General features: G+C 70.0%; 20 protein-coding genes. 11 read left to right on the top strand and 9 right to left on the bottom strand.

Annotated features, from left to right (window positions below; translation table 11 throughout):
* Positions 1-4: 4 nt before the first annotated feature.
* From Q0Q47_RS14110 to Q0Q47_RS14140, 7 genes are all read right to left on the bottom strand, one after another.
* Positions 5-1108, bottom strand: coding sequence for an alpha-hydroxy acid oxidase (locus tag Q0Q47_RS14110; protein WP_293860751.1), 1104 nt, complete (start codon positions 1106-1108; stop codon positions 5-7).
* Positions 1105-1899 carry an energy transducer TonB gene (locus tag Q0Q47_RS14115; RefSeq protein WP_293860755.1) on the bottom strand — a complete coding sequence of 265 codons (795 nt, stop codon included), beginning with the start codon at positions 1897-1899 and terminating at the stop codon, positions 1105-1107. Before Q0Q47_RS14115 ends, Q0Q47_RS14110 begins: the two co-directional genes overlap by 4 nt.
* On the bottom strand, positions 1896-2345 hold the full coding sequence (gene exbD / locus Q0Q47_RS14120; RefSeq protein WP_293860758.1) for a TonB system transport protein ExbD: 450 nt from the start codon (positions 2343-2345) through the stop codon (positions 1896-1898). The genes Q0Q47_RS14115 and exbD overlap by 4 nt, the downstream gene beginning before the upstream one ends.
* A 4-nt stretch (positions 2346-2349) precedes the next feature.
* A complete protein-coding gene (gene exbB / locus Q0Q47_RS14125; protein WP_293860761.1) occupies positions 2350-3141 on the bottom strand; it encodes a tonB-system energizer ExbB in 792 nt (263 codons plus the stop codon).
* Positions 3142-3149: 8 nt separating this feature from the next.
* Positions 3150-3833, bottom strand: coding sequence for a Fe2+-dependent dioxygenase (locus Q0Q47_RS14130; RefSeq protein WP_293860764.1), 684 nt, complete (start codon positions 3831-3833; stop codon positions 3150-3152).
* A 56-nt stretch (positions 3834-3889) separates the two neighbouring features.
* Entirely contained in the window at positions 3890-6301 is a 2412-nt protein-coding gene (locus tag Q0Q47_RS14135; protein ID WP_293860767.1) for a TonB-dependent siderophore receptor, read from the bottom strand.
* A 260-nt stretch (positions 6302-6561) separates the two neighbouring features.
* Positions 6562-7284 (bottom strand): SGNH/GDSL hydrolase family protein, encoded by a 723-nt coding sequence (locus tag Q0Q47_RS14140; protein ID WP_293860770.1) that lies wholly within the window; start codon positions 7282-7284, stop codon positions 6562-6564.
* A gap of 344 nt (positions 7285-7628) precedes the next feature.
* On the opposite strand from Q0Q47_RS14140, the gene Q0Q47_RS14145 reads away from it, so the two are divergent.
* Together Q0Q47_RS14145 and Q0Q47_RS14150 are read left to right on the top strand one after the other, a co-directional pair.
* Positions 7629-8807, top strand: a complete 1179-nt coding sequence (locus tag Q0Q47_RS14145) for an OpgC family protein (RefSeq protein WP_293860773.1) — start codon at positions 7629-7631, stop codon at positions 8805-8807.
* Positions 8726-9514 carry a hypothetical protein gene (locus Q0Q47_RS14150; protein ID WP_293860776.1) on the top strand — a complete coding sequence of 263 codons (789 nt, stop codon included), beginning with the start codon at positions 8726-8728 and terminating at the stop codon, positions 9512-9514. Before Q0Q47_RS14145 ends, Q0Q47_RS14150 begins: the two co-directional genes overlap by 82 nt.
* 209 nt (positions 9515-9723) lie before the next feature.
* Here Q0Q47_RS14150 and Q0Q47_RS14155 read toward each other — a convergent pair whose 3' ends face one another.
* The gene (locus Q0Q47_RS14155; RefSeq protein WP_293860779.1) at positions 9724-10011 is read right to left on the bottom strand and encodes a hypothetical protein; all 288 of its coding nucleotides are present in this window, start codon (positions 10009-10011) and stop codon (positions 9724-9726) included.
* Between the two features lie 208 nt (positions 10012-10219).
* On the opposite strand from Q0Q47_RS14155, the gene rfbF reads away from it, so the two are divergent.
* The 3 genes from rfbF to Q0Q47_RS14170 all read left to right on the top strand — a co-directional run bounded on the left by rfbF (position 10220) and on the right by Q0Q47_RS14170 (position 12566).
* The gene (rfbF, locus tag Q0Q47_RS14160) at positions 10220-10996 is read left to right on the top strand and encodes a glucose-1-phosphate cytidylyltransferase (RefSeq protein ID WP_293860782.1); all 777 of its coding nucleotides are present in this window, start codon (positions 10220-10222) and stop codon (positions 10994-10996) included.
* A gap of 2 nt (positions 10997-10998) precedes the next feature.
* A complete protein-coding gene (locus Q0Q47_RS14165) occupies positions 10999-12225 on the top strand; it encodes a class I SAM-dependent methyltransferase (RefSeq protein WP_293860836.1) in 1227 nt (408 codons plus the stop codon).
* 86 nt (positions 12226-12311) lie between these two features.
* Positions 12312-12566 (top strand): PsiF family protein, encoded by a 255-nt coding sequence (locus Q0Q47_RS14170; protein ID WP_293860785.1) that lies wholly within the window; start codon positions 12312-12314, stop codon positions 12564-12566.
* Positions 12567-12703: 137 nt separating this feature from the next.
* Here Q0Q47_RS14170 and iolG read toward each other — a convergent pair whose 3' ends face one another.
* A complete protein-coding gene (iolG, locus tag Q0Q47_RS14175; protein WP_293860788.1) occupies positions 12704-13693 on the bottom strand; it encodes an inositol 2-dehydrogenase in 990 nt (329 codons plus the stop codon).
* 204 nt (positions 13694-13897) lie between these two features.
* Here iolG and iolC point away from each other — a divergent pair, with 204 nt between their 5' ends.
* The 6 genes from iolC (at position 13898) to otnK (ending at position 21674) form a co-directional block, all read left to right on the top strand.
* Positions 13898-15811 carry a 5-dehydro-2-deoxygluconokinase gene (iolC, locus tag Q0Q47_RS14180; protein WP_293860791.1) on the top strand — a complete coding sequence of 638 codons (1914 nt, stop codon included), beginning with the start codon at positions 13898-13900 and terminating at the stop codon, positions 15809-15811.
* Between the two features lie 53 nt (positions 15812-15864).
* A complete protein-coding gene (gene iolD / locus Q0Q47_RS14185; RefSeq protein ID WP_293860794.1) occupies positions 15865-17715 on the top strand; it encodes a 3D-(3,5/4)-trihydroxycyclohexane-1,2-dione acylhydrolase (decyclizing) in 1851 nt (616 codons plus the stop codon).
* 74 nt (positions 17716-17789) lie between these two features.
* Positions 17790-18689: a myo-inosose-2 dehydratase gene (gene iolE / locus Q0Q47_RS14190; protein WP_293860797.1), complete on the top strand. Its 900-nt coding sequence runs from the start codon at positions 17790-17792 to the stop codon at positions 18687-18689.
* Between the two features lie 81 nt (positions 18690-18770).
* Complete coding sequence (gene iolB, locus Q0Q47_RS14195) at positions 18771-19571, top strand: 5-deoxy-glucuronate isomerase (RefSeq protein WP_293860800.1); 801 nt, start codon at positions 18771-18773, stop codon at positions 19569-19571.
* A 146-nt stretch (positions 19572-19717) separates the two neighbouring features.
* Positions 19718-20359: an aldolase gene (locus Q0Q47_RS14200; protein WP_293860803.1), complete on the top strand. Its 642-nt coding sequence runs from the start codon at positions 19718-19720 to the stop codon at positions 20357-20359.
* A gap of 49 nt (positions 20360-20408) precedes the next feature.
* The gene (gene otnK, locus Q0Q47_RS14205) at positions 20409-21674 is read left to right on the top strand and encodes a 3-oxo-tetronate kinase (protein WP_293860806.1); all 1266 of its coding nucleotides are present in this window, start codon (positions 20409-20411) and stop codon (positions 21672-21674) included.
* Positions 21675-21754: the final 80 nt, after the last annotated feature.

Below are 21754 nucleotides of genomic sequence, written 5' to 3' on the forward strand. Positions count from 1 at the left end.
GCGCTCATGGCCGAGGGGTCTCCAGGAGGTCCGGGCGAATGTCGGCGAGCGTCCTGCAGCCGGTGAGCGCCATGGCCACGGCGAACTCCTCGACGAGGACCTTCAGCGCCCAGGCCGCGCCGAGCGGCCCGGCCGCGGCGAAGGCCGTCGCCCAGGCCCGCCCCACCAGGACGGCCGTGGCCCCGAGCGCGAGGGCCTTGAGCACGTCCGTTCCACGCAGGATCCCGCCGTCCATCAGCACGGGCACCCGCCCCGCGACGGCCTCGGCCACCCGGGGCAGCGCACGGATCGACGGGATGGCGGTGTCGAGGGTTCGCCCGCCGTGATTCGAGACGACCACCCCAGCCGCGCCCGACTGGATCGCCGTCTCCGCGTCGCCTGGGGCCAGGATGCCCTTCACCAGCACGGGCAGCCGTGTCATCGCACAGACGCTGCGGACGTCCTCCCAGGTGGGTGCCTCACGCAGGATGTCGCCCAGCGGGTCCTCCACGCGATCGGCCTGGCCGGCCACCAGGGCCCGTCCGCCGGGAAGGTTCGCCGCGGTCACGGTCGGGGGGAGCCGGAAGCCGGCCCGCCGCTCGGCGTCACGAACGCCGGAGATCGGCGCGTCGGCCGTGATCACGATGGCCCGGTAGCCGGCCGCTTCCGCTCGTTGCACCAGGGCGCGGGTCAGTCCTCGGTCCGCTTGCACGTAGAGCTGGAACCACTTCGGCCCGGGGGCCGCGGCGGCGACCTCCTCCAGCGGCGTCGAGGACAGGGTCGACAGCACCATCGGCGTGTCGGTGGCGTCCGCCGCCTGCGCCGCGCCCGCCTCGCCGGCCTCGTGCAGCACAGTGAGGAAGCCCACCGGCGCCATCAGGACCGGGTGGGGCAGGTGCGAGCCGAACAGCGTGCAGGCCGTGCTCCCCCCGGCGAGGGAGCGCAGGACGCGGGGCACGAGCTCGAGCCCGTCGAGGCTTTGACGGTTGCGGTCCCGCGTGATCCCGTCGCCCGCGCCACCCATGAGGTAGGCGAAGGCGCCAGGGTCCAAGCGATCGTGCGCCAGGGCCTCGAAGTCGGCGAGCGAGCCGATGCCGGCGGGGATCCGGTCGAGCTTGGGCTGGATCATTTCAGCTTGTACCGGATGGGAACGACGAGGCGGCCCTGGTCGGGCGTGGCCAGCACGGGCAGGGGCGGCAATGGCTGCGCGCGGGCCAGCATGTCGAGGGCCTCCCGGTCGAGGGCCGGGTTCCCCGAGGGGCGCAGGATCGCGGCCGTCGCGATCCGGCCCGCCCGGTCCACGGTGAAGGTGAGGCGGACCTCGCCCTCGGCGCCGCGCGAGCGGGCCTCGGCGGGGTAGCGCTTGTGGCGGCCGAGATGGGCGAGGACGCTGCGCTGCCAGCTGTCGACAGCCTGGCTCGCCTTGTCCGTGCTGCCTTCGGCCGCTGCCGCGATGACGTCCGACGGGGCGGCCGGCGCCGGCGCCGCGGCGGTGGAGGGCGCGGCCGGCACGGAGGCCTCCTCGGGCTGGGCCTCCTGGGCCTCCGTCGTCAGCTTGCGCTGGTCGTCCTCCTGCGTCTTGCGCGTCTCCTGCTGCGCCACGCGCAGGTCCGGCGGGGGCGTCACGGGCGCGGCGTCCGCGACGGGCAGGTCCCGTTCCGCCTTGTTGGAGAGCATCTCGTCCACCTCGTTGACCGGCGTCGCGGCCGGGGCGGGCGCCGCATCCTGGGCCGCGACGTCGCCTTCGTCCGGCGCCGTCGGCAGGTCCGCGAGCTCGACCGACATCATCGCGCCGAGGTCCTCCATCGAGACGTCGGTGGCGGCCGGCCGGGCCAGCAGCGGCACAAGCAGCGCGGCGTGGAGGCCCACCGCGCCGAGGCCGGCGGCTGCCCAGCGCAGCCTGTCGGTCCGCGTCGTCATGGGGTCCGCGCTCCGGCGGGCGTGCTGCCCCCCTCGAGCCCGACGAGCGCCACCTTCAGGTACCCGGCGCCGCGCAGGAGATTGAGGATGCGCGTCACGTCCTCGTAGCTCACGCTGCGGTCGGCGCGCAGGAAGATGCGCTGGTCGAGGTCGGCCCGGGTCTGCATGTCGATCGCAGCGGTGAAGCGGGAGGCATCGACCGCGTCTTCGCCGACGAGGACGGTGCGGTCGGCCTTCAGCGTCACCACGACGGGCTTGCTGGGCCGGGGTTCCGGCCTGGCATTGGAGACCGGCAGGTCGATCGCGGTGTCGACCGTCGAGAGCGGTGCCGCCACCATGAAGATGATGAGGAGCACGAGGATCACGTCGATGAAGGGCGTGACGTTGATCTCGCCGACCTCGTCGAAGCCGTCGTCGTCGCCGCGGTCGCGCAGGGTCATCGCCATGGCGTCACTCCGCCGCCAGCGCCACCGGCCCCGTGCGCACGGAGCGCTCGAGATCCCGCGAGACGATCCGTTCGACGGTGGCCGCCGCATCGCCCAGCAGGGCCCGGTAGGCGGCGATCGAGCGGCCGAAATGGTTGTAGGCGACGACGGCGGGGATCGCCGCCACGAGGCCGATCGCCGTGGCCAGCAGAGCCTCCGCGATGCCGGGCGCCACCACCGCCAGGCTGGTCGTCTGCGTCTTCGCGATGCCGACGAAGCTGTTCATGATGCCCCACACGGTGCCGAGCAGGCCGACGAACGGCCCGATCGAGCCGATGGTGGCGAGCGGAGCGATGCCGCGCCCCAGCCGGCGCGCCAGCGCCGCTTCGCCGCGCCGCAGGCGCGAGGCCACCCGCTCCTGCGTCGCGCCGCGGTCCGCACCTGGGGGCGAGAGCCGCAGTTCCTCGACCGCCCCGTCGACGAGGCTTCCCACCGCGCTGCCCGGTCGGCGCGCCTGCGCTGCACCGGCCAGCGAACGCTGCGCCGACAGGTTGGCCAGATCGGCCGCCAGCCGTCGCCGTGCCCGGCCGATCTCGACCGACTTGGCGAGCACGATCGTCCAGGTCAGCACGGAGGCGGCGGCGAGCCCGACCATGATCGCCTTCACCACGATGTCGGCGCCCATGAACATCGACCAGGGCGACAGGTCGGTCCCACCCGGCGCGGCGGTGGCCGCCAACGCCGGGGAGAGGGGTGCGGACGCAAAGGCCAGGAGGCCGAGCGCAACGGCGCGAAGCCGGCATGGAGAATGGGGCATGGCGGTTCTCACACCTCCGCCCAGCGGCGGATCAGGTTGTGGTACAGGCCGGCCAGGCGCACGGCGGCCGGGAACAGGGGGCCATGCTCGGCCTGCAGCTCCTGGATCGTCTGGTCGAGGTCGAAGAGCATGGTGCGCGCGCCCTCGTCCCGCACGAGGCTCTGCAGCCAGAAGAACGACGAGACCCGTTCTCCCCGGGTGACCGGCCGGACCTGGTGCAGGCTGGTCGAGGGGTAGAGCACCATGTGGCCGGCTGGCAGCTTCACCTCCTGGGCGCCGTAGGCCGTTTCGATCACGAGTTCGCCTCCGTCGTAGTCGTCGGGATCGGTGAGGAAGAGCGTCATGGACAGGTCGGTGCGCAGCCGCTCGCCGGTGCGAGGGACAACGCGCAGGGCATTGTCCACGTGGACGCCGAAGGTCTGGCCCGGCCCGTAGCGGTTGAACATCGGCGGCAGGATCGTCTTGGGCAGCGCCGCCGAGATGAACAGCGCATTGCGGCCGAGCGCGCCCAGGATGAGCTCGCCGAGCTCGGCTGATTCCGGCGCCTCGGCCGGGATCTGGAGGTTGTTCTTGACGGCGCTCGACTGGGCGCCCGCCGTCGCGCGCCCGTCCTGCCATGGCGCGCGCGCCATGACCGTGCGGCACCGGGCGACTGCGGCGGCGTCGAGGACGTCGGGGATGCAGATGAGCATGTGCTGGTCCCGTGTGGGCGGCGGGCGGAGACGAGGGCTCCGCCCGCGCGCGGCCGTCAGAACTTGGCCTGGAGGGAGAGGAGGCCGACGCGGCCCGGCGCGATGTACACGTAGGGGGTGCCCGACCTGTAGAACGCGTCGTAGAGCGTCTCGTTGAACACGTTCAGCACCTGCACCTTCGCGGTGAAGCTCTTGTTGAACGCGTATTCCGCCATCACGTCGAAACGGGTTCCGCCGGGCAGCTTGTTGTAGCCCGTGGGCGTCGCCACGCTGACGCCGCCGACGTTGACGGTGCCTGCCCCGTAGGAGACCGCGGCCAGCGAGCCGCCCAGGATCTCGCCCGTCCAGGTGACCTGGGCGCCGACGGTGAAATCGTCGGTGACCTTGTACTTGGTGAGGAGGTTGGCGGAGCGGTGGGCGATGTTGGCGAGCGGGCGACCGAGCGAGGAGGCGAGAGCGCTCGCCGTGACCTCCGACTGCATCACGACGGCACCGCCGAAGACGCTCCACCGGTCGGTGATGTTGCCGGCGAAGCCGACCTCGACGCCGCGGATCTCGTAGGCGGCGGTGTCCTGCAGGACCGTGCCCACGGTTTCGCGGGCATTGTCCTTGGTGGTGCGGAAGGCTGCCACGTTCAGGGTGAGATGCCGGTCGAGCACCTCCCACTTGGCGCCGGCCTCCATGGCCGTGTTGCGCTCGGGGCTGAACACCGCGTTGGCGGCGACGAGGCCGCCATAGGCGTCGCCGTTGCCGTCGAGCTCGGACCCGACCGGGTTGCTCGACGTCGCGTAGGCGACGTAGAGGCTCGCTTGCGGCACGGGCTTGTAGGTGAGCCCCGCGCTCCAGTTCGGCATGAGGTCGTCACGCGACACCGAGGCGGCGCCGAACGGCGTGCGCGTGATGGAGTAGTTGTCGATCCGCGTGCCGACGTTGAGGATCAGCCTGTCCTGCCAGCTGATCGTGTCGAGCGCGAAGAGGCTCAGCGTGTCGACCTTCGTCTTGGCCGGCTGGTTGTTGCGGACCGGCGCCCCGACGGTCGCGATGGAGGCGGTGGTCGGCGCCCACAGATTGGTCGTGATGCCCGTCGTGCAGGTGGGATTGCATTCGACCGTCAGGCCGGAATAGCCGTCCTGCGAGACGTCCTCCCGCTGCGCCTCCACCCCGAAGACGGCGGTGTGGCTCAGGGGGCCCGTGTCGAAGCGCCAGGTGGCGTCCGTCTGGTTGGCCACCGTGCGGTTCACCTGGTAGCGGCTGGCCGGGGTTGCGGCCACCGTCCACAGCGCCGGATTGGGGTTGCTGAGGTTGGGCGTGCCCGGCTTGGAGGCGACGTAGTCGGTGACCGTGTAGCCGTAGCGAAGCTTGTTGGTGACGGTGAGGAAGGGCGAGATCTCCCACTGGCTCGTCTGCGTGACGAGGTCCTGGGAGTTCTTCTGGAAATCGCGCGCGGTGACCCCGTAGAAATTGCTCCGCCGCAGTCCGGACTCCGTGAACGGCCGTCGCGTGCGGGGATCGAACGGGATGCCCCAGTCGGGCATCTGGTCCATGGAGACGTGGTAGTAGTCGAGCGACAGCTTCACGTCCTGCCGTGGCCGCCACAGCGCGGCGAAGGAACCGCCCCACCGGTTGTCGTAGACCTGGTCGCGTCCGGCCACGTCACCGGCCTGCAGCAGGCCGTTGAAGCGCACCGACAGGTCGGGGTTGATCACCTGGTTCACGTCGGCCGTGAGCCGCTTCGTCGCATCGGTGCCGAAGGTCGTGGTGACCTCGCGGAAGGAGCGGTCGGGCGCGGCCTGCTTGGTCACGATGTTGACCGCGCCGCCGGCCGTGCCGCGCCCGTACAGCGTTCCGGCGGGTCCCTTCACGATCTCGACCTGCTCGGTCATGAAGGTCTCGCGCGTGGTCACGCCGGATTCCCGCACGCCGTTCACGTACATGTCGTTGCGGGCGTCGAAGCCGCGAATGAACACGCGGTCGCCGAAGGCGTTGCCGCCTTCGCCGGTGCCCAGGGTCACGCCGGGGGTGGTGCGCACGAGTTCGCGCAGCGACGTGGCGCCCTTGTCCTCGATCACCTCCTTCGGGATCGCGGTGATCGTGCGGGGCGTGTCCAGGAGCGGCTGGGTCAGCTTGGTCGAGGCCGAGCGGTCCACCTTGTAGGGAGCGGCGGGATCCGCGTAGGGGTCGGCGCCGGCCGTCGCGCCACCCGTGCCGCCGACCCCGCCCGGGCCGGGCTGCCATGCGTTGGCCTGGGTGGGGGACTGCGCCGCCGGCGTGGTGCTGCGGGCCGCCGGCCGCGGCTTGCCCGGCTTCTTCTTTCGTTGCACGGCCGGCGCCTCGACCGTGAGGGAGGGGAGGGAGTCCGGCTCGGGAGCGGCCTGCTGGGCTGCGGCCTCCTGGCCGGCGAAGATCGCACCGAGGCAGACGGCCGCCGAAGCGGTGCGGAAGGAGAGGGGGGACTTGATCGAGGACATGGATTCCCGTTGCCCGTCCCGGGGAAGGACGGACGTGCTCCTGGATGAGAACGATGAAGGGCCGCAACCGGTGCGACCGGTCCTCTACATCATTGTTGATCTATTGCGTCAACAACAAACATGCAGATTAGAAGAGATGTAAAGTGCTGAAAGGATTGGGGTTTCGGCGGCGTCGCGGCCCGGCGTCCAGCGCACGCGTTTGAACAGAGGCGAAATTCGCCCCTGTGCGGCAGCCCTCGAGAGTGGACGTTTCGGACCTGCTAGCGGGTCGCCGCCATGGCGGGACCCTGCCGCGCCATCGAGGAAATGTGCAGGGCGAGGCCCTTGCCGAGGCAATCGTAACCCGTGTCGTTCATGTGGAACTGGTCGGGCGAGAGACCGGCAAGGAGGTCGTCCGGGCTTCGCTCCGCCCATCCCTTCATCATCGCGTAGCGCGAGAAGACCGGGATGTTGTCCTCGGCGGCCACGCGGCCGATGGTGGTGACCAGGGCTTCGTAGGCCTCGGGGTTCTTGATCCCCGGGAAGTACTGCGGGTCGACCAGCACCAGGTCGGAACGGCTGGCACGGATGGCCTGGATGCCTTGATCGAGATTCGCCCTGAACGCGTCGGCCGTTTCGCCGCGCAGGGCGTCATTGGTCCCGAGTTGCCACACCACGAGGTCGTACCGGCGTTCCTGGAGGGCGGCCTCGAGCCGCTGCAGGGTCCTCGGTGCCGTTTCGCCGCCGATGCCGGCATTGACGACGGTGATCTCCGCCCTCGGCCAGCGCGCCGCGAGCGTCGCCTCGAGGCGGCGGGGATAGGCGGCATCCGGGCCGCTCGCACCGACGCCCTCCGTCGAGGACGATCCGATGGCCAGGACGGTGAGGGAGCGGCGGCGCAGCAGGGCTTCGGCGACCGCGGGAAGCTGCCGACCCTGCTTGAGGACGCGCAGCGAGTCGCAGGCGAAGGTCTTCTCGACGGCTTGGGCTGGGCTTTGGAGCACGAACAGGGCGAGAAAGCCGGCGACAACCGCCAGACACGACCGAATCCCCGGGGCAAGACCCCGTGAGGAGGTGGTACCCTGCATTCTGCAATCCCCCGACCGACCCCGTAGCGTCGACCACTGCGTCTGAACGTAGCATGAATGATCGCGCAACGGTGATCGAAAAAGCGGGTTGGGGCATTGAACTGAGACCCCGTTTGGAGGATTTGTTAACCCTGTGCAGTGCAACATCCGGGCGTGTCCGGGATGAGAAGACCCGGCACGACCCCGATCGACAGCACCGGTTCCGCGGCGGCGAGCAGGAAGAGCTCCCCCGGAGGCGGTCGTTTTAATGGAGCTCCGGCGTGCTGGCAGTCCGGCCCGATGACCAGAAGCAGCAGGCCGCCCCCGGTGGGGACGGCGCGCGCGTGCTGAGCATCGATTTCTGGCGCGGCTTCGCCATCGTCACGATCTTCATCAACCACATTCCGGGCAATCTCTTCGAGGCCTACACGCACAAGAACTTCGGCTTCTCGGATGCCGCGGAGCTCTTCGTGCTGCTGGCCGGGATCGCGGCCGCCTTCGCCTATTTCCGGGGCTTTTCGTCCCGGCCGGCGCGCACCGTCATGCGGATCGGGCTGAGGGTCTGGACCCTCTACATGGCCCACCTGACCCTAATCGCGATCTGCGGGGCAATCGTCGCCTACGCCGTGCTCGTGACCGAGGACACGCGCCTGCTCGAGGCCACGCAGTTCGACCAGATCATGGGCAACCCGCTCTCGGCCACGCTCGGGGTGGCCACGCTGGGCCTGCAGCCGGCCTACCTCAACATCCTGCCGCTCTACGTGGTGCTGCTGCTCATGGCGCCGGCGATGATGAGCCTGTTGCGCGTGTCGCCCTGGCTGGCGCTGGCCGTCTCGGGCCTGGTCTACACGGGGGCGCAGCTCCTCGAGTTCACCCTGCCGGCCTATCCGACGACCGAGGCGTGGTACTTCAATCCCTTCGCCTGGCAGCTCCTGTTCATGACCGGCCTGTGCATCGGGTCGGTGCTCGGCGCCGGGCGCCGGATCCCCGTCGGCAATCTGCTCCTGGCGGCGAGCGTCGCCTATGTGCTGCTGGCGCTCGTGTGGTGGCGCATGGGCTGGATCGTCGATCTGTCGCCGGTGCCCCGCTTCCTGTGGGACTTCGACAAGACGAACCTCAGCCTGCCGCGCCTGCTGCACGTGCTCGCGCTGGCCTGCATCATGTCGCGGCTGCCCGTCGAGCGCCTGCTGCGCCGCACCGGAGCCGGCCGTCCGCTGATCCTGCTGGGCCGGCATTCGCTGCCCGTGTTCTGCGTGGGAACGGTGCTCTCGATGGCCGCAACGCCGGTTCGCATCAGCGAACTGGGACATCCCGCTCTTGACTTGCTCATCATTCCGGGAGGCATAGTCGTCCAGCTTGCGCTGGCCTGGGTGCTTGAATGGTATCGGGGAAGTTCATCGACCGCGTCGTCGCGCGCCTCTCGCGCGCCCTCGGCATCGGCCGATATCGCGCAGGCCTGAGCCGCCTGGCGGCCGCGGTCCTGCTGGCAAGCTGCACGGCCGCCCTGCCGGCCCGTGCACAGGGCTGTCGCGTCCCCGAAGTCTATCTGAAGCTTTCCAGCAACCTGCCCCGCACGGAAAAGCTGGTCGACCGCGGCAACGAGCCGCTGCGCATCCTGGTAATCGGTCCCAAGATCGGTGGCCCGTCCCTGTCCGAGCGCAAGCGCGGCCGCCTGATCCAGGCGCTCGAGCGACGGCTTCCCGGGGTTCCGATCGACCTGGTGGACGAGGGAAGGGGCGCGGTGCCCGCGGCGCGCGGCTTCGAGGCCATGCGGGACGAGGTGGCCCGCGTCAGTCCCCACCTGGTGCTGTGGCAGGTCGGCACCCTCGACGCGCTGGCGGGGGCCGACCCGGAAGTCTTCGGCCGGATCATCGAGAACGCTGCGGAATGGCTGCGGGACCGTTCGATCGACCTGATCCTCATCGATCCGCCCTTCGTGCCCAATGTGGGTCACGAACCCCTGTACTGGCGCATCGTCGGCAAGATCGGGGAAGTCTCGGACCGGTCGCGCATCAACCTGCTGAGGCGCTACGCCGCCACCCAGCACCTCGACAACGAGCGCCGCAAGAGCCCCGTCCCGGTGTCGGATGCCGGCGGTCAGCCCGTCCACCAGGCCTGCATGCCCGATATCGTGGCCGACGCCATCTACAAGGCCGTCACCCGCTGAGACCACGCGCCCGGACCGGACCTCGGGCGCGGACCCGCTGTCTCACATCTGTTTCGATTCGGGGCGAAGGGCGCTCCCTCCCTGCAGGGGCGGGAAACGGGCTCGAGCGTCGAGAGCCACGCGTGCTCACGACGGAAGGCCTGGCTCGACCATGACGATGGAGAGGTGGCTTCGAACGGGGCAAACGCCCTACGGCGGCTGAGCGACTCTCAGCCGCGAGCGGACGAGAACTTGGCCATCGCACCGAGCCCGCGGCGTCGCGGACGGCTGGCATCGAGGAAGCGGGCCTGGTCGGCCGCGATGATGAGGGCGTTGGACAGGGCCGCCGCCTGCTCCTGCGTCAGCAGGCAGGACAGGGATCCCGAGCCGTCCTCGAGATGGAAAGCGACCATCGCCTTGCCCTCGTCCTTCGGGACGACGGCAACATCGGACTTTACCTCAGCGGCGAGGTCATCGCCGTTGAGGTCGGTGTGTACGGACTCATGGTTATCCGACATACGCGCACCTCTACGCCACGCCATCAACGCAACAACAGCGGCAAAGTTCCAAGCGACACACACTGTGCGTGCGAACCGCGGATTCGGCCAGAGCCTGAAGAAGAAAGATCATTGTTGAAACTTCGCCTTCATAGACCCGGAACTATCTTGACAGCCGCTGCGATCCTCGAACGGGGCCACCCCTGTGAGGCAAGAAGGAGTAGTTCCCATGGCCAAGCCCAAGGTCGTGATCCTCGCCGGGGGCCTCGGCACAAGATTGTCCGAGGAGACCACAGTAAGGCCCAAGCCGATGGTGGAGATCGGCGGAAGACCCATCCTGTGGCACATCATGAAAATCTACGCTGCCCATGGCCTGACCGAGTTCATCGTCTGCCTCGGCTACAAGGGCTATATGATCAAGGAATACTTTGCCAATTATATCCTTCATAATTCGGACGTGACGTTCGATCTTTCGGCAAAGAACGTTAAATTCCACTCGAACTCGACCGAGCCGTGGCGCGTCACCCTGGTGGATACGGGTGCCGATACGATGACCGGCGGACGGGTGAAGCGTATCGCAAATCATCTCGACGATGGACCGTTCTGCCTGACCTATGGAGACGGTGTCGCCAACGTCGACGTTTCACGGTTGCTCGATCATCATACTGGCCATGGTCTTCAGGCGACGGTCACGGCGGTGCAGCCGCCCGGCCGTTTCGGCGCCCTGGACATGCAGGGCGACCGCGTCCGTGCCTTCAAGGAGAAGCCGGACGGCGAGGCGGGCTGGATCAACGGCGGCTTCTTCGTCCTCGACCGCTCGGTGGTCGGCCGCATCCGCGACGACGACACGATCTTCGAGCGCGAGCCGCTCGAGGGCCTGGCCGCCGACGGCCAGCTCACCGCCTTCCGCCACCCCGGCTTCTGGCATCCCATGGATACGCTGCGCGACCGCACCTATCTCGACCAGCTCTGGGCGGACGGGCGCGCGCCCTGGAAGGTGTGGTGACCATGGCTGCTCTGTGCCGCTCCTGCCGCGCGCCGCTGACGCGCAGCGTCGTCGACCTGGGCTCGTCGCCGGTGGCCAATTCCATGATCCGCGCCGAGGCGGCGGACCGGATGGAGCCGACCTTCCCGCTGCACGCGTTCGTGTGCGAGGCCTGCCACCTGGTGCAGCTCGTCGACTTCGAGAGCCCTGAGGCGCTCTTCGGCGACTACACCTATTTCTCGTCCTACTCGGAAAGCTGGCTCGCCCACGCGAAGCGCTACTGCGCGGCCATGACCGAGCTGCTCGGGCTCGGTCCGCAGTCCAAGGTGGTCGAGATCGCCTCCAACGACGGCTACCTCCTGCGCTGGTTCGTCGAGGCGGGGATCCCGGTCCTCGGCGTGGAGCCGGCCGCCAACGTGGCCGAAGTGGCCCGCGCCGCCGGGGTGCCCACGCAGGCGGTGTTCTTCGGCCGGGAAACGGCCGAGCGCCTGCGGGCCGAGGGGCACGCGGCCGACCTGATGGCGGCCAACAACGTGCTGGCCCACGTGCCGGACATCAACGACTTCGTGGCCGGGTTCGCGGTCCTGCTGAAGCCTACCGGCACCGTGACCTTCGAGTTTCCGCACCTGCTCAATCTCATCGAGCAGGTGCAGTTCGACACGATCTACCACGAGCACTTCTCCTACCTGTCGCTGGCGGTCGTGCAGGCGCTGCTGGCCCGCCACGGGCTCACGGTGGTCGACGTCGAGGAGTGGCCGACCCACGGCGGGTCGCTGCGCGTCTTCGCCCGTCACGCGGCCGCCGCCGCCGCCCCGTCGGCGCGCGTCGAGGCCATCCGGCGCCGCGAACGGGACGCTGGCCTGGATCGGCTGGAGACCTACGATGCCTTCGGCGCGAAGGTCGTCGGCGTGAAGTATGGCCTGCTCGACTTCTTCGTCCGGGCGCGGCGCGAGGGAAAGTCCGTCGTCGGCTACGGAGCGCCCGCCAAGGGCAACACGCTGCTGAACTACTGCGGGGTCGGGCCCGAGATGCTGCCCTACACGGTGGACCTCAGCCCCCACAAGCAGGGCCGCCTGCTGCCCGGGACGCGCATCCCGGTGCATGCTCCGTCCCGCATCCTCGAGACCCGGCCGGACTATGTCCTGATCCTGCCGTGGAACCTGCGGGACGAGATCGCCCGCCAGATGGCGCCCATCCGCGCCTGGGGCGGACAATTCGTGGTGCCTCTCCCTACGGTTGAGATATTTTAACCGTGCTCCCCTGCGCACGCGACCAAGCCGTGTCGCACAATGGGGAGGAGGGGCGATTCGCCCCGAGCGAGGGAAGGAGACGGGACATGAGGACTTTGATTGCCGCCGCACTGCTGTGCTGCGTCGCCGCCGCGCCGTCCATGGCGCAGGCTCCCGCTGCCAGCTGCAAGGCCAGCGCGACCGAGAAGAAGCTCGCGGGCGCTGCCCAGACCAGCTTCATGAAGAAGTGCGAGACCGACGCCAAGGCGTCCTGCGACAAGCAAGCGGCGGACAAGAAGCTCGCCGGCGCCGCCAAGGCGAGCTTCACCAAGAAGTGCGTGTCGGACTCGGTGGGCGCCTGAGCCTTTCGAGACACAACTCTCTCCGCGTCTTGGCCGGGCTTGGCCCGGCCATCCACGACTTCAGGCTGTCGAAGTCAAGTCGTGGGTGCCCGGGCCAAGCCCGGGCATGACGACGGAGGGGGAGCGCCGTTGCTCCCTCAGCCGACCTTCACCGTCTGGCCCGTCTGGGCCGACTGCGTGGCCGCGTCGGCCAGCATCTGGGCCTTCAGGCCGTCCTCGCCCGACGGGTTGGGGGCGGTGCCCTTGTTGACCGCCGTCACGAAGGCGTCGAGCTCGGCCCGGTAGGCGGCCGCGTAGCGTTCCAGGAAGAAGTTCTGCACCGGAGCGGCCGTGAAGCCGCCGGCCGTGGCCAGTTCGACCGTGGTCTCGTGAACGTTGCCGGCGCGCAGCATGCCCTTGGAGCCGTGCACCTCGATGCGCTGGTCGTAGCCGTAGGTGGCGCGGCGCGAGTTCGAGATCTGGGCGATCTTGCCGCTGGCCGTCTTCAGCATCACCGCCGCGGTGTCGACGTCGCCGGCCTGTCCGATGGCCGGATCGACCAGCGACGAGCCGACCGCGTGGACCTCGACCGGCTCCTCGCCGAGAAGGAAGCGGGCCATGTCCAGGTCGTGGATCATCATGTCGCGGAACAGGCCGCCCGAGCGCTTCACGTAGTCGACCGGGGGCGGGCCGGGATCGCGCGAGATCACGGTGACGATCTCGATGTTGCCGGCATCGCCCGCCGCCAGGCGCTTCTGAAGCGTCGCGAAGTTGGGATCGAAGCGCCGGTTGAACCCGATCATCAGCGGCGTGCCGGCGGCCTTCACGACGGCGAGGCAGGCGCGGATGCGGTCGGACGACAGGTCCACCGGCTTCTCGCAGAACACCGCCTTGCCGGCCTTGGCCGCCGCCTCGATCTGGTCGGCGTGCATGTCCGTCGGCGTGCAGATCACGACCGCGTCGATCGCCTTGTCGGCGATGATGGCGTCGATCGAGGCGACCTTCGCCCCCGTGGCGGCCGCAAGCGACTCGGCGGCGGCGGGAACGGCATCCGCGACGGCGACGAGGGTCGCGCCGGCATGCGCCGCCACGTTGCCGCCGTGGATCTTCCCGATCCGACCGGCGCCCAGAAGTCCGACACGCAGCATGGAAATCCTCCTGACGGGCAGGACCCGAGAGCACCCCTCGGGCACCTCATGGGCCGGCCTTCGTTCTTCGGCGCGCGAAGAATACATGTTCCGAATTGACCTGCGAATGGATTTTTTGTTTCATCCATCTCGTGGCAGACCACCCGTGCCACGGCGTCGGCGCGCACGCAATCGCCCGCCCCCTTCCTTGAACGAGGACCGGCCATGTCTTCCACCGATACGGCGCTCGACGTCGTCACCATCGGCCGCTCCTCCGTCGATCTCTACGGCCAGCAGGTGGGCGGCCGGCTCGAGGACATGGCGAACTTCGTGAAGGCGGTGGGCGGCTGCCCCGCCAACATCGCCATCGGCACGGCGCGGCTCGGCCTGCGCTCCGGCCTCATCACCCGCGTCGGCGACGAGCACATGGGCCGCTTCATCCGCGAGCAGCTGGCGCGCGAGGGGGTCGAGACCTCGGGCGTCCACACCGATCCGCAGCGGCTCACCGCGCTCGTGATTCTCGGCGTGCGCGACGAGAAGCAGTTCCCGCTCATCTTCTACCGCACCGACTGCGCCGACGCCGCCCTCGACGAAAGCGACATCGACGAGGCGCTCGTCGCGTCCGCCAAGGCCATCGTCGTCACCGGCACCCACTTCTCGCGCGCCAACAGCAACGCGGCGCAGCGCAAGGCCATGGCGCTCGCCCGCAAGCACGGCCGCAAGGTGGTGTTCGACGTCGATTACCGGCCGAACCTCTGGGGCCTGGCGGGCCACGGCGCCGGCGAGGAGCGCTACCTGCGCTCGGAGGCGGTGACCGCGCATCTGCGCGAGATCCTGCCCGGCTGCGACCTCGTGGTCGGCACCGAGGAAGAGCTGCACATCGCCGGCGGATCCGAGGTCACGCTCGAGGCCATCCGGGCGATCCGGGCGCTGACGCCGGCCACCATCGTGTGCAAGCGCGGGCCGATGGGCTGCGTCGTGTTCCCCGGCGAGATCCCCGACGACATCGAGAAGGGCATCCGCGGCCCGGGCTTCCCGGTCGAGGTCTACAACGTGCTGGGCGCGGGCGACGCCTTCCTGTCCGGCTTCCTGCGCGGCTGGCTCCGCGACGAGCCGATCGAGACGTGCTGCGCCTTCGCCAATGCCTGCGGCGCTTTCGCCGTGTCCCGGCTCCTCTGCTCGCCCGAAAGCCCGACCTGGGACGAGCTGCAGCAGTTCCTGCGCACCGGCTCGCCGCATCGGCAGCTGCGCCGCGACGAGGCCCTGAACCATGTCCACTGGGCGACCACGCGGCGCCCGCAGGCCGACCGGCTGGTCGCTCTCGCCATCGACCACCGCGCCCAGATCGAGGAGATGGCCGACCAGGTCGGCGCCCCGCGCGACCGGATCCCGGCGTTCAAGGTGCTCGCCGTGAAGGCCGCCGCGCGGGTGGCGGACGGCCGCCCGGGCTTCGGCATGCTGCTCGACGGCACCTATGGCCGCGAGGCCCTGTTCCGCGCCGCCGACCACGACTTCTGGATCGGCCGCCCGGTGGAGAAGCCCGGCTCCCGCCCGCTGGATTTCGACCAGATGGCCTCGCTCGGCGCGCACATCGCGGAATGGCCGGTGCGCCACACCGTCAAGGCGCTGTGCTTCTACCATCCCGACGACCCGCAGGACCTGCGGCTGCGCCAGGACCGCGAGCTCCTGCGCGTGTTCGATGCGTGCCGCACCGTCGGGCGCGAACTGCTCGTCGAGATCATCGCCTCCAAGCACGGGGCGCTGGGGGACGACACCACGGCCCGCGTCGTCGACCACGTCTACGCGCTCGGCATCCGGCCCGACTGGTGGAAACTCGAGGCGCAGCCCAGCGCCGCCGCCTGGTCGGCGATCGCCCGCAGCATCGAGGCCAACGACCGCTACTGCCGTGGCATCGTCCTGCTCGGCCTGGACGCGCCCGAAGCCGAGCTGACCGCGGCCTTCCGCCTTGCGGGCGGCTGCCCGCAGGTGAAAGGCTTCGCCGTCGGCCGCACCATCTTCTCGGACGCGGCGCGGGCCTGGCTCGCCGGCCAGATGTCCGACGAGGCCGCGATCGACGACATGGCCCGCCGCTTCGCCGCGCTCGTCGAGGCCTGGAACGCATCGACGCAGAACGCCTGACAGACACCATTCGCCGGCCGCCGCTGCGGCCGTACCGGGGACAGGAGACCGCCATGAGCAAGACCATCCGCCTCACCATGGCCCAGGCGCTGGTTCGCGCGCTGGCGGCCCAGAAGACGCTCGTCGACGGGCGGCCCGTGCCGCTGTTCGCCGGTGCCTGGGCGATCTTCGGCCACGGCAACGTGGCCGGCCTCGGTGAGGCGTTGCAGGCCGCGCAGGACGTGCTGCCCACCTTCCGCTCCCAGAACGAGCAGGCCATGGCCCATGCGGCCGTCGCCTTCGCCAAGGCGAGCCGGCGGCGCCGGATGATGGCCGTCACCACCTCCATCGGGCCGGGCGCCACCAACATGATCACGGCGGCGGCCATGGCCCACGTGAACCGGCTGCCGGTGCTGTTCCTGCCCGGCGACGTCTTCGCCGGCCGCCGGCCCGACCCCGTGCTGCAGCAGATCGAGGATTTCGGCGACGGCACGATCTCGGCCAACGACTGCTTCAAGCCCGTGTCGCGCTACTTCGACCGCATCACGCGCGCCGAGCAGCTCATCCCGGCCTTCGCCCGCGCCATGCAGGTGCTGACCGACCCGGCCGAGTGCGGACCCGTGACGCTGGCGCTCTGCCAGGACGTCCAGACCGAGGCCTTCGACTATCCCGAGAGCTTCTTCGCCGAGCGCGTGTGGGCGCCGCGCCGCCAGAGGCCGGACGACGCCGAGCTCGCGCAGGCCGCGGCCCTGCTGAAGGGGGCCGAGCGGCCGGTGATCGTGGCCGGCGGCGGCGTCCTCTACTCGGAGGCGGAGGCCCGCCTGAAGACCTTCGCCGAGGCCCACGGAATTCCCGTCATGGAAACCCAGGCGGGCAAGTCCACGCTGGTGGACGGTCATCCGCTGAACATGGGCGCGGTGGGCGTGACTGGCACGGGCGCCTCCAACGCGCTCGCCTCCGAGGCGGACGTGGTGCTGGCCGTGGGCACGCGGCTCGCCGACTTCACGACCGGCTCCTGGGCGCTCTTCGGCAATCCGGGCCGCCAGATCATCGGCCTGAACACGCAGCTCTTCGACGCCGGCAAGCACCGGGCGCATCCGCTGCTCGCCGACGCGCGAGCAGGGCTGGAGGCGCTGGATGCCGCGCTCGGCCACTGGAAGGCCCCGGCGGCCTGGACGGACAGGGCGCACGAGGAAAAGGCGGCCTGGGCTCCGGTGGCGTCGCGCTACACGGCGCCCACCAATGCGGAGCGTCCCTCCGACGCGCAGGTCATCGGCGCCGTGCAGCGCACCGGCGGCGAGCGCGACGTGGTGGTGTGCGCCGCAGGCGGCCTGCCGGGCGAGCTCCACAAGCTCTGGCAGGCGGGAGCCGCGGGCGGCTACCACCTGGAATACGGCTACTCGACCATGGGCTACGAGATCGCCGGCGGCCTCGGCGTGAAGATGGCGGATCCCTCGCGCGAGGTGATCGTGATGGTGGGCGACGGCTCCTACCTCATGATGAACTCCGAGATCGTCACGGCGGTGATGCTGGGCCTGAAGCTCACCATCGTCGTGCTCGACAACCGCGGCTTCGGCTGCATCAACCGGCTGCAGCGCGCCACCGGCGGCGAAAGCTTCAACAATCTCTTCGAGCATACGCGCCACGAGGTGATGCCCGAGATCGACTTCGCCGCGCATGCCGGCGCCATGGGCGCCGACGCCTGCAAGGTCGCGGGCATCGCCGAACTCGAGCAGGCCCTGGCCGAGAGCCGCGCGTCGGCCCGCACCACGGTGATCGTGATCGACACCGATCCGCTGAAGTCGACGGACGCCGGCGGGCACTGGTGGGATGTCGCCGTGCCGGAGGTCTCGCAGCGTCCCGCGGTGCTGGAAGCACGCCGCAAATACGAGGCCGCGCTCGGCAAGCAGTCCGTCGGCGACTGACGTCGCCTTCGCCATAGCCATCGACGGCGGCCGGGCGTAAGACCGGCCGCGACAGGATTTCGGAGACACCCACCATGCCCATCCGCATCGGCGCCAACCCCATCGGCTGGTCGAACGACGACCTCCTCGAAATCGGCGGCGACACGCCGCTCGAGACCTGCCTCGCGGAAGCGAAGGAAGCGGGCTTCGTCGGCATGGAGCTCGGCAACAAGTTCCCGCGCGAGCCCAACGCCCTCAAGGCGGCGCTGGCCCCCTACGGCATGGCGCTCGTCGGCGGCTGGTACTCCTGCGAGCTGCTGACGCGCTCGGCGGAAGACGAGATCAAGGCGATGCGCGCCCATCTCGACCTGCTGAAGGCCATGGGGGTGAACGTCTTCATCATCGCCGAGACGTCCAACGCCATTCACGGCAACCGCGCCATGCCGCTGTCGAAGCGCCCCCACCTCAAGGACGCGGAATGGGCCGAGTTCGGCCGGCGGATGACGCAGGTGGCCGACGCCACGCTCGCCGAGGGCGTGCGCGTGGTCTACCACCACCACATGGGCACGGTGGTGCAGAGCGAGGCCGACATCGACGCCTTCATGGCCGCCACCGGGCCGTCCGTGCACCTGCTGCTGGACACCGGCCACGCCACCTGGGGCGGCGCCGACCCGGCCGCGCTGGCGACGCGCTACCGCTCCCGCATCAGCCATGTCCACTGCAAGGACGTGCGCCCGGCGATCAAGGCGAAGTCCGACGCCGGCGACTGGAGCTTCCTGGATTCGATCCTGGGCATGGGCGACGAGCTCGGCGTTTATACCGTGCCTGGCGACGGCTGCGTCGACTACACCGCGGTGTTCAAGGCACTGCCGGGCTATTCCGGCTGGGTCGTGGTCGAGGCCGAGCAGGATCCCAAGAAGGCGCCCTCGCTCCCCTACGCGAAGAAAGGCGTCGCGCACCTGCGCCAGGCCCTGGCCGCCGCCGGCCTCGCCTGACCCCTTGTGCCCGAGCGCCCGTGCAGCCACGCTGCGCGGGTCCTTCAGAGACAGGACCTGCCAGAGACCGGAACGCCAGCCATGTCCAAGCTCCTGGTGCGGCCGACGCCGCCCGACGCAGACGGCCAGATCCACCGCATCACGCCGCAGTCCGCAGGCTGGACCTATGTCGGCTTCGAAGTCTTCACCCTCGAACCGGGCCAGCAGCTGTCGCGCGACACGGGCCAGGTCGAGGTGTGCCTCGTCCTCGTGTCGGGGAAGGCCCGCATCCGCGCCGACCGACACGATTTCGGCGAGGTGGGCGAGCGCATGTCGCCGTTCGAGGGCAACCCGTCGTCGGTCTACGTGCCGCCGGGGATGCGCTGGAGCGTCGTCGCCCAGACGCCGGTCGAACTCGCGGTCTGCGCGGCGCCGGCCAAGGGCGGCCTGCCGCCCCGCCTGATCGCGCCCTCCGAGTGCACCGAGGAGACCCGCGGCAAGGGCACCAACACCCGCTACGTGCGCAACATCCTGCCGGACACCTCGCCCCACGCCGAGAGCCTGCTCGTCGTCGAGGTGATCACGCCCGGCGGCCACTGGTCGAGCTACCCGCCCCACAAGCACGACGAGAACGACCCGCCGCGCGAGACCTATCTCGAGGAGACCTACTACCACCGCCTCAAGCGGGGCTCCGGCTTCGCGGTGCAGCGCGTCTACACCGACGACCGCTCCCTCGACGAGACGATGGCCGTCTCCGACCGCGACGTCGTGCTGGTGCCCAAGGGCTACCACCCCGTCGGCGCGCCGCACGGCTTCGACCTGTACTACCTCAACGTCATGGCCGGCCCGGTGAAGCTGTGGAAGTTCACCATGGCCCCCGAGCACGCCTGGCTGACGTTCTGAGGGGCTTGGAAATGGCGCGTCCTTCGACACGCCCGCTTCGCGGGCTGCTCAGGATGAGGACCATTTTTGCTTGAGCCCATACTATCCCTCATCCTGAGCAGGCCGCGCAGCGGCCGTGTCGAAGGACGCAGCATGGCCCAACCGCAATGACCACCGAAGCCTCCCTCCGCGAAGAGATCTGCCGCGTCGGACAGAGCCTGTTCGACCGTGGATACACGGTGGGCTCGGCCGGAAACATCTCGGCCAGGCTGCCGGACGGCTGGCTGATCACTCCGACGGATGCGTGCCTCGGTCGTCTCGATCCGGCGCGGCTTTCGAAGATGGGCGCGGACGGCGAGCAGATCTCCGGCGACCGGGCGTCGAAGACCATCCGCCTTCATCGCGCCATCTACGACGCCGACCCGGCCGTGGGCGGCATCGTGCACACGCATTCGACCCACCTCGTCGCCCTGTCGCTGACGCCCGGCGTGGATCCCGCCAACATCATTCCGCCGCTCACGCCCTACCACGTGATGAAGGCGGGCCGCATTCCGCTCATTCCGTACATGCGGCCCGGCCACCCCGACGTGACAGGGCTCGTCGCGCCCCACGTGCGCGCCGGACGCGGCGTGATGCTCGGGCGCATCGGCCCGACCTTCTGGCACGAGACCGTCTCGGCCGCGGCCGCCGCGCTCGAGGAGGCGGAAGAGACGGCCAAGCTCGTCTTCCTCACCCGCGGCGCCGTCCTGCCGCCCCTCGACGAGAACCAGATCGCCGACCTGCGCGAGACGTTCGGCGCGCGTTGGTAAGCGCGCCGTCCTGTCGTATGGAAGGACCTCACACGAAGAGGAGGTCGCCATGCTGCTGGGCGTGATCGCGGACGATCTGACAGGCGCGACGGACGTGTCGCTGATGCTGGCGCGCGAAGGCATGCGGGTCGTGCAGACGGTCGGCGTGCCGGCCTCCGCTTCGGCTCTGCCCGATGCCGACGCGGTCGTCGTCTCGCTGAAGTCTCGCACCAACCCGGCCGCCGAGGCGGTGGCGTGGTCGCTCGCCTCCTGCGAGGCGCTGCTGGGCGCGGGCGCGCGCCAGATCCTCTTCAAGTACTGCTCCACCTTCGACAGCACGGACGAGGGCAACATCGGCCCCGTCACCGAGGCGCTCGTGGCGCGGCTGAAGGCGCCCTGGACGGTGGCCTGCCCGGCCTTCCCGGCGAACGGGCGCTCGGTCTACCAGGGGCACCTGTTCGTCGGGCAGCAGCTGCTCTCCGACAGCCCGATGAAGGACCATCCGCTGACGCCCATGCGCGACGCCAACCTCGTGCGCGTCCTGCAGCGCCAGACCAGGCTGCCCGTCGGCCTGGCGCCGACCTCGACCGTCAACAAGGGCGCCGCTGCCGTCCGCGGCGCCTTCGAGGCGCTGGCCAAGGATGGGCCGGCGATCGGCATCGGCGACGCCATCTCGGACGATCACCTGCGCATCCTCGGCGAGGCCTTCGCCGGCCAGCCGCTGCTCACCGGCGGCTCGGGCATCGCGCTGGGGCTGCCGGCGAACTTCCGCCGCGCGGGGCTTCTCGGGGACGCGGGCGAAGCCCGCAGCTTCGGCGCTCCCGCCGGACATTCCGCCATCCTGGCGGGCAGCTGCTCGGCCGCCACGCGAGGCCAGGTGCAGGACGCACAGGAGAAGGGCGTTCCGGCCTTCGCCCTCGATCCGGTGGCGATCGCCGCCGGCCGCATGACGGCCGCGGACGTGCTGGCCTGGGCCCGCCCCAAGCTCGGCGCGGCGCCGATCCTGGTCTATTCGACCGCCGAGCCCGAGGCCGTGCGCGCCGTCCAGGAGCGCTTCGGCCGTGACGAGGCCGGGGCCATGATCGAGCGCCTTCTGGGCGAGGTCGCCAAGGGCCTCGCGGCAGCCGGCGTGAAGCGGCTCGTGGTGGCCGGTGGCGAGACGTCAGGTGCCGTCGTGGGCGCACTCGGCGCCGCCGCACTGGAGATCGGACCGGAGATCGACCCGGGCGTGCCGTGGACGCTCACGGCCGGCGGCGAGCCGATGGCGCTGGCCCTCAAGTCCGGCAACTTCGGCACCCGCGACTTCTTCACCAAGGCGCTGAAGATGCTGGGGTGAGGACTTCGCGGCACCTTGTTGCCTCGCCTCGCTCTCTCGGCGCGTCCTGCCCGGGCTTGGCCCGGGCACCCACGACTTTG

Source organism: uncultured Alsobacter sp., assembly GCF_945952055.1.
In the GTDB taxonomy this organism is placed as follows: Bacteria; Pseudomonadota; Alphaproteobacteria; order Rhizobiales; family Beijerinckiaceae; genus Alsobacter.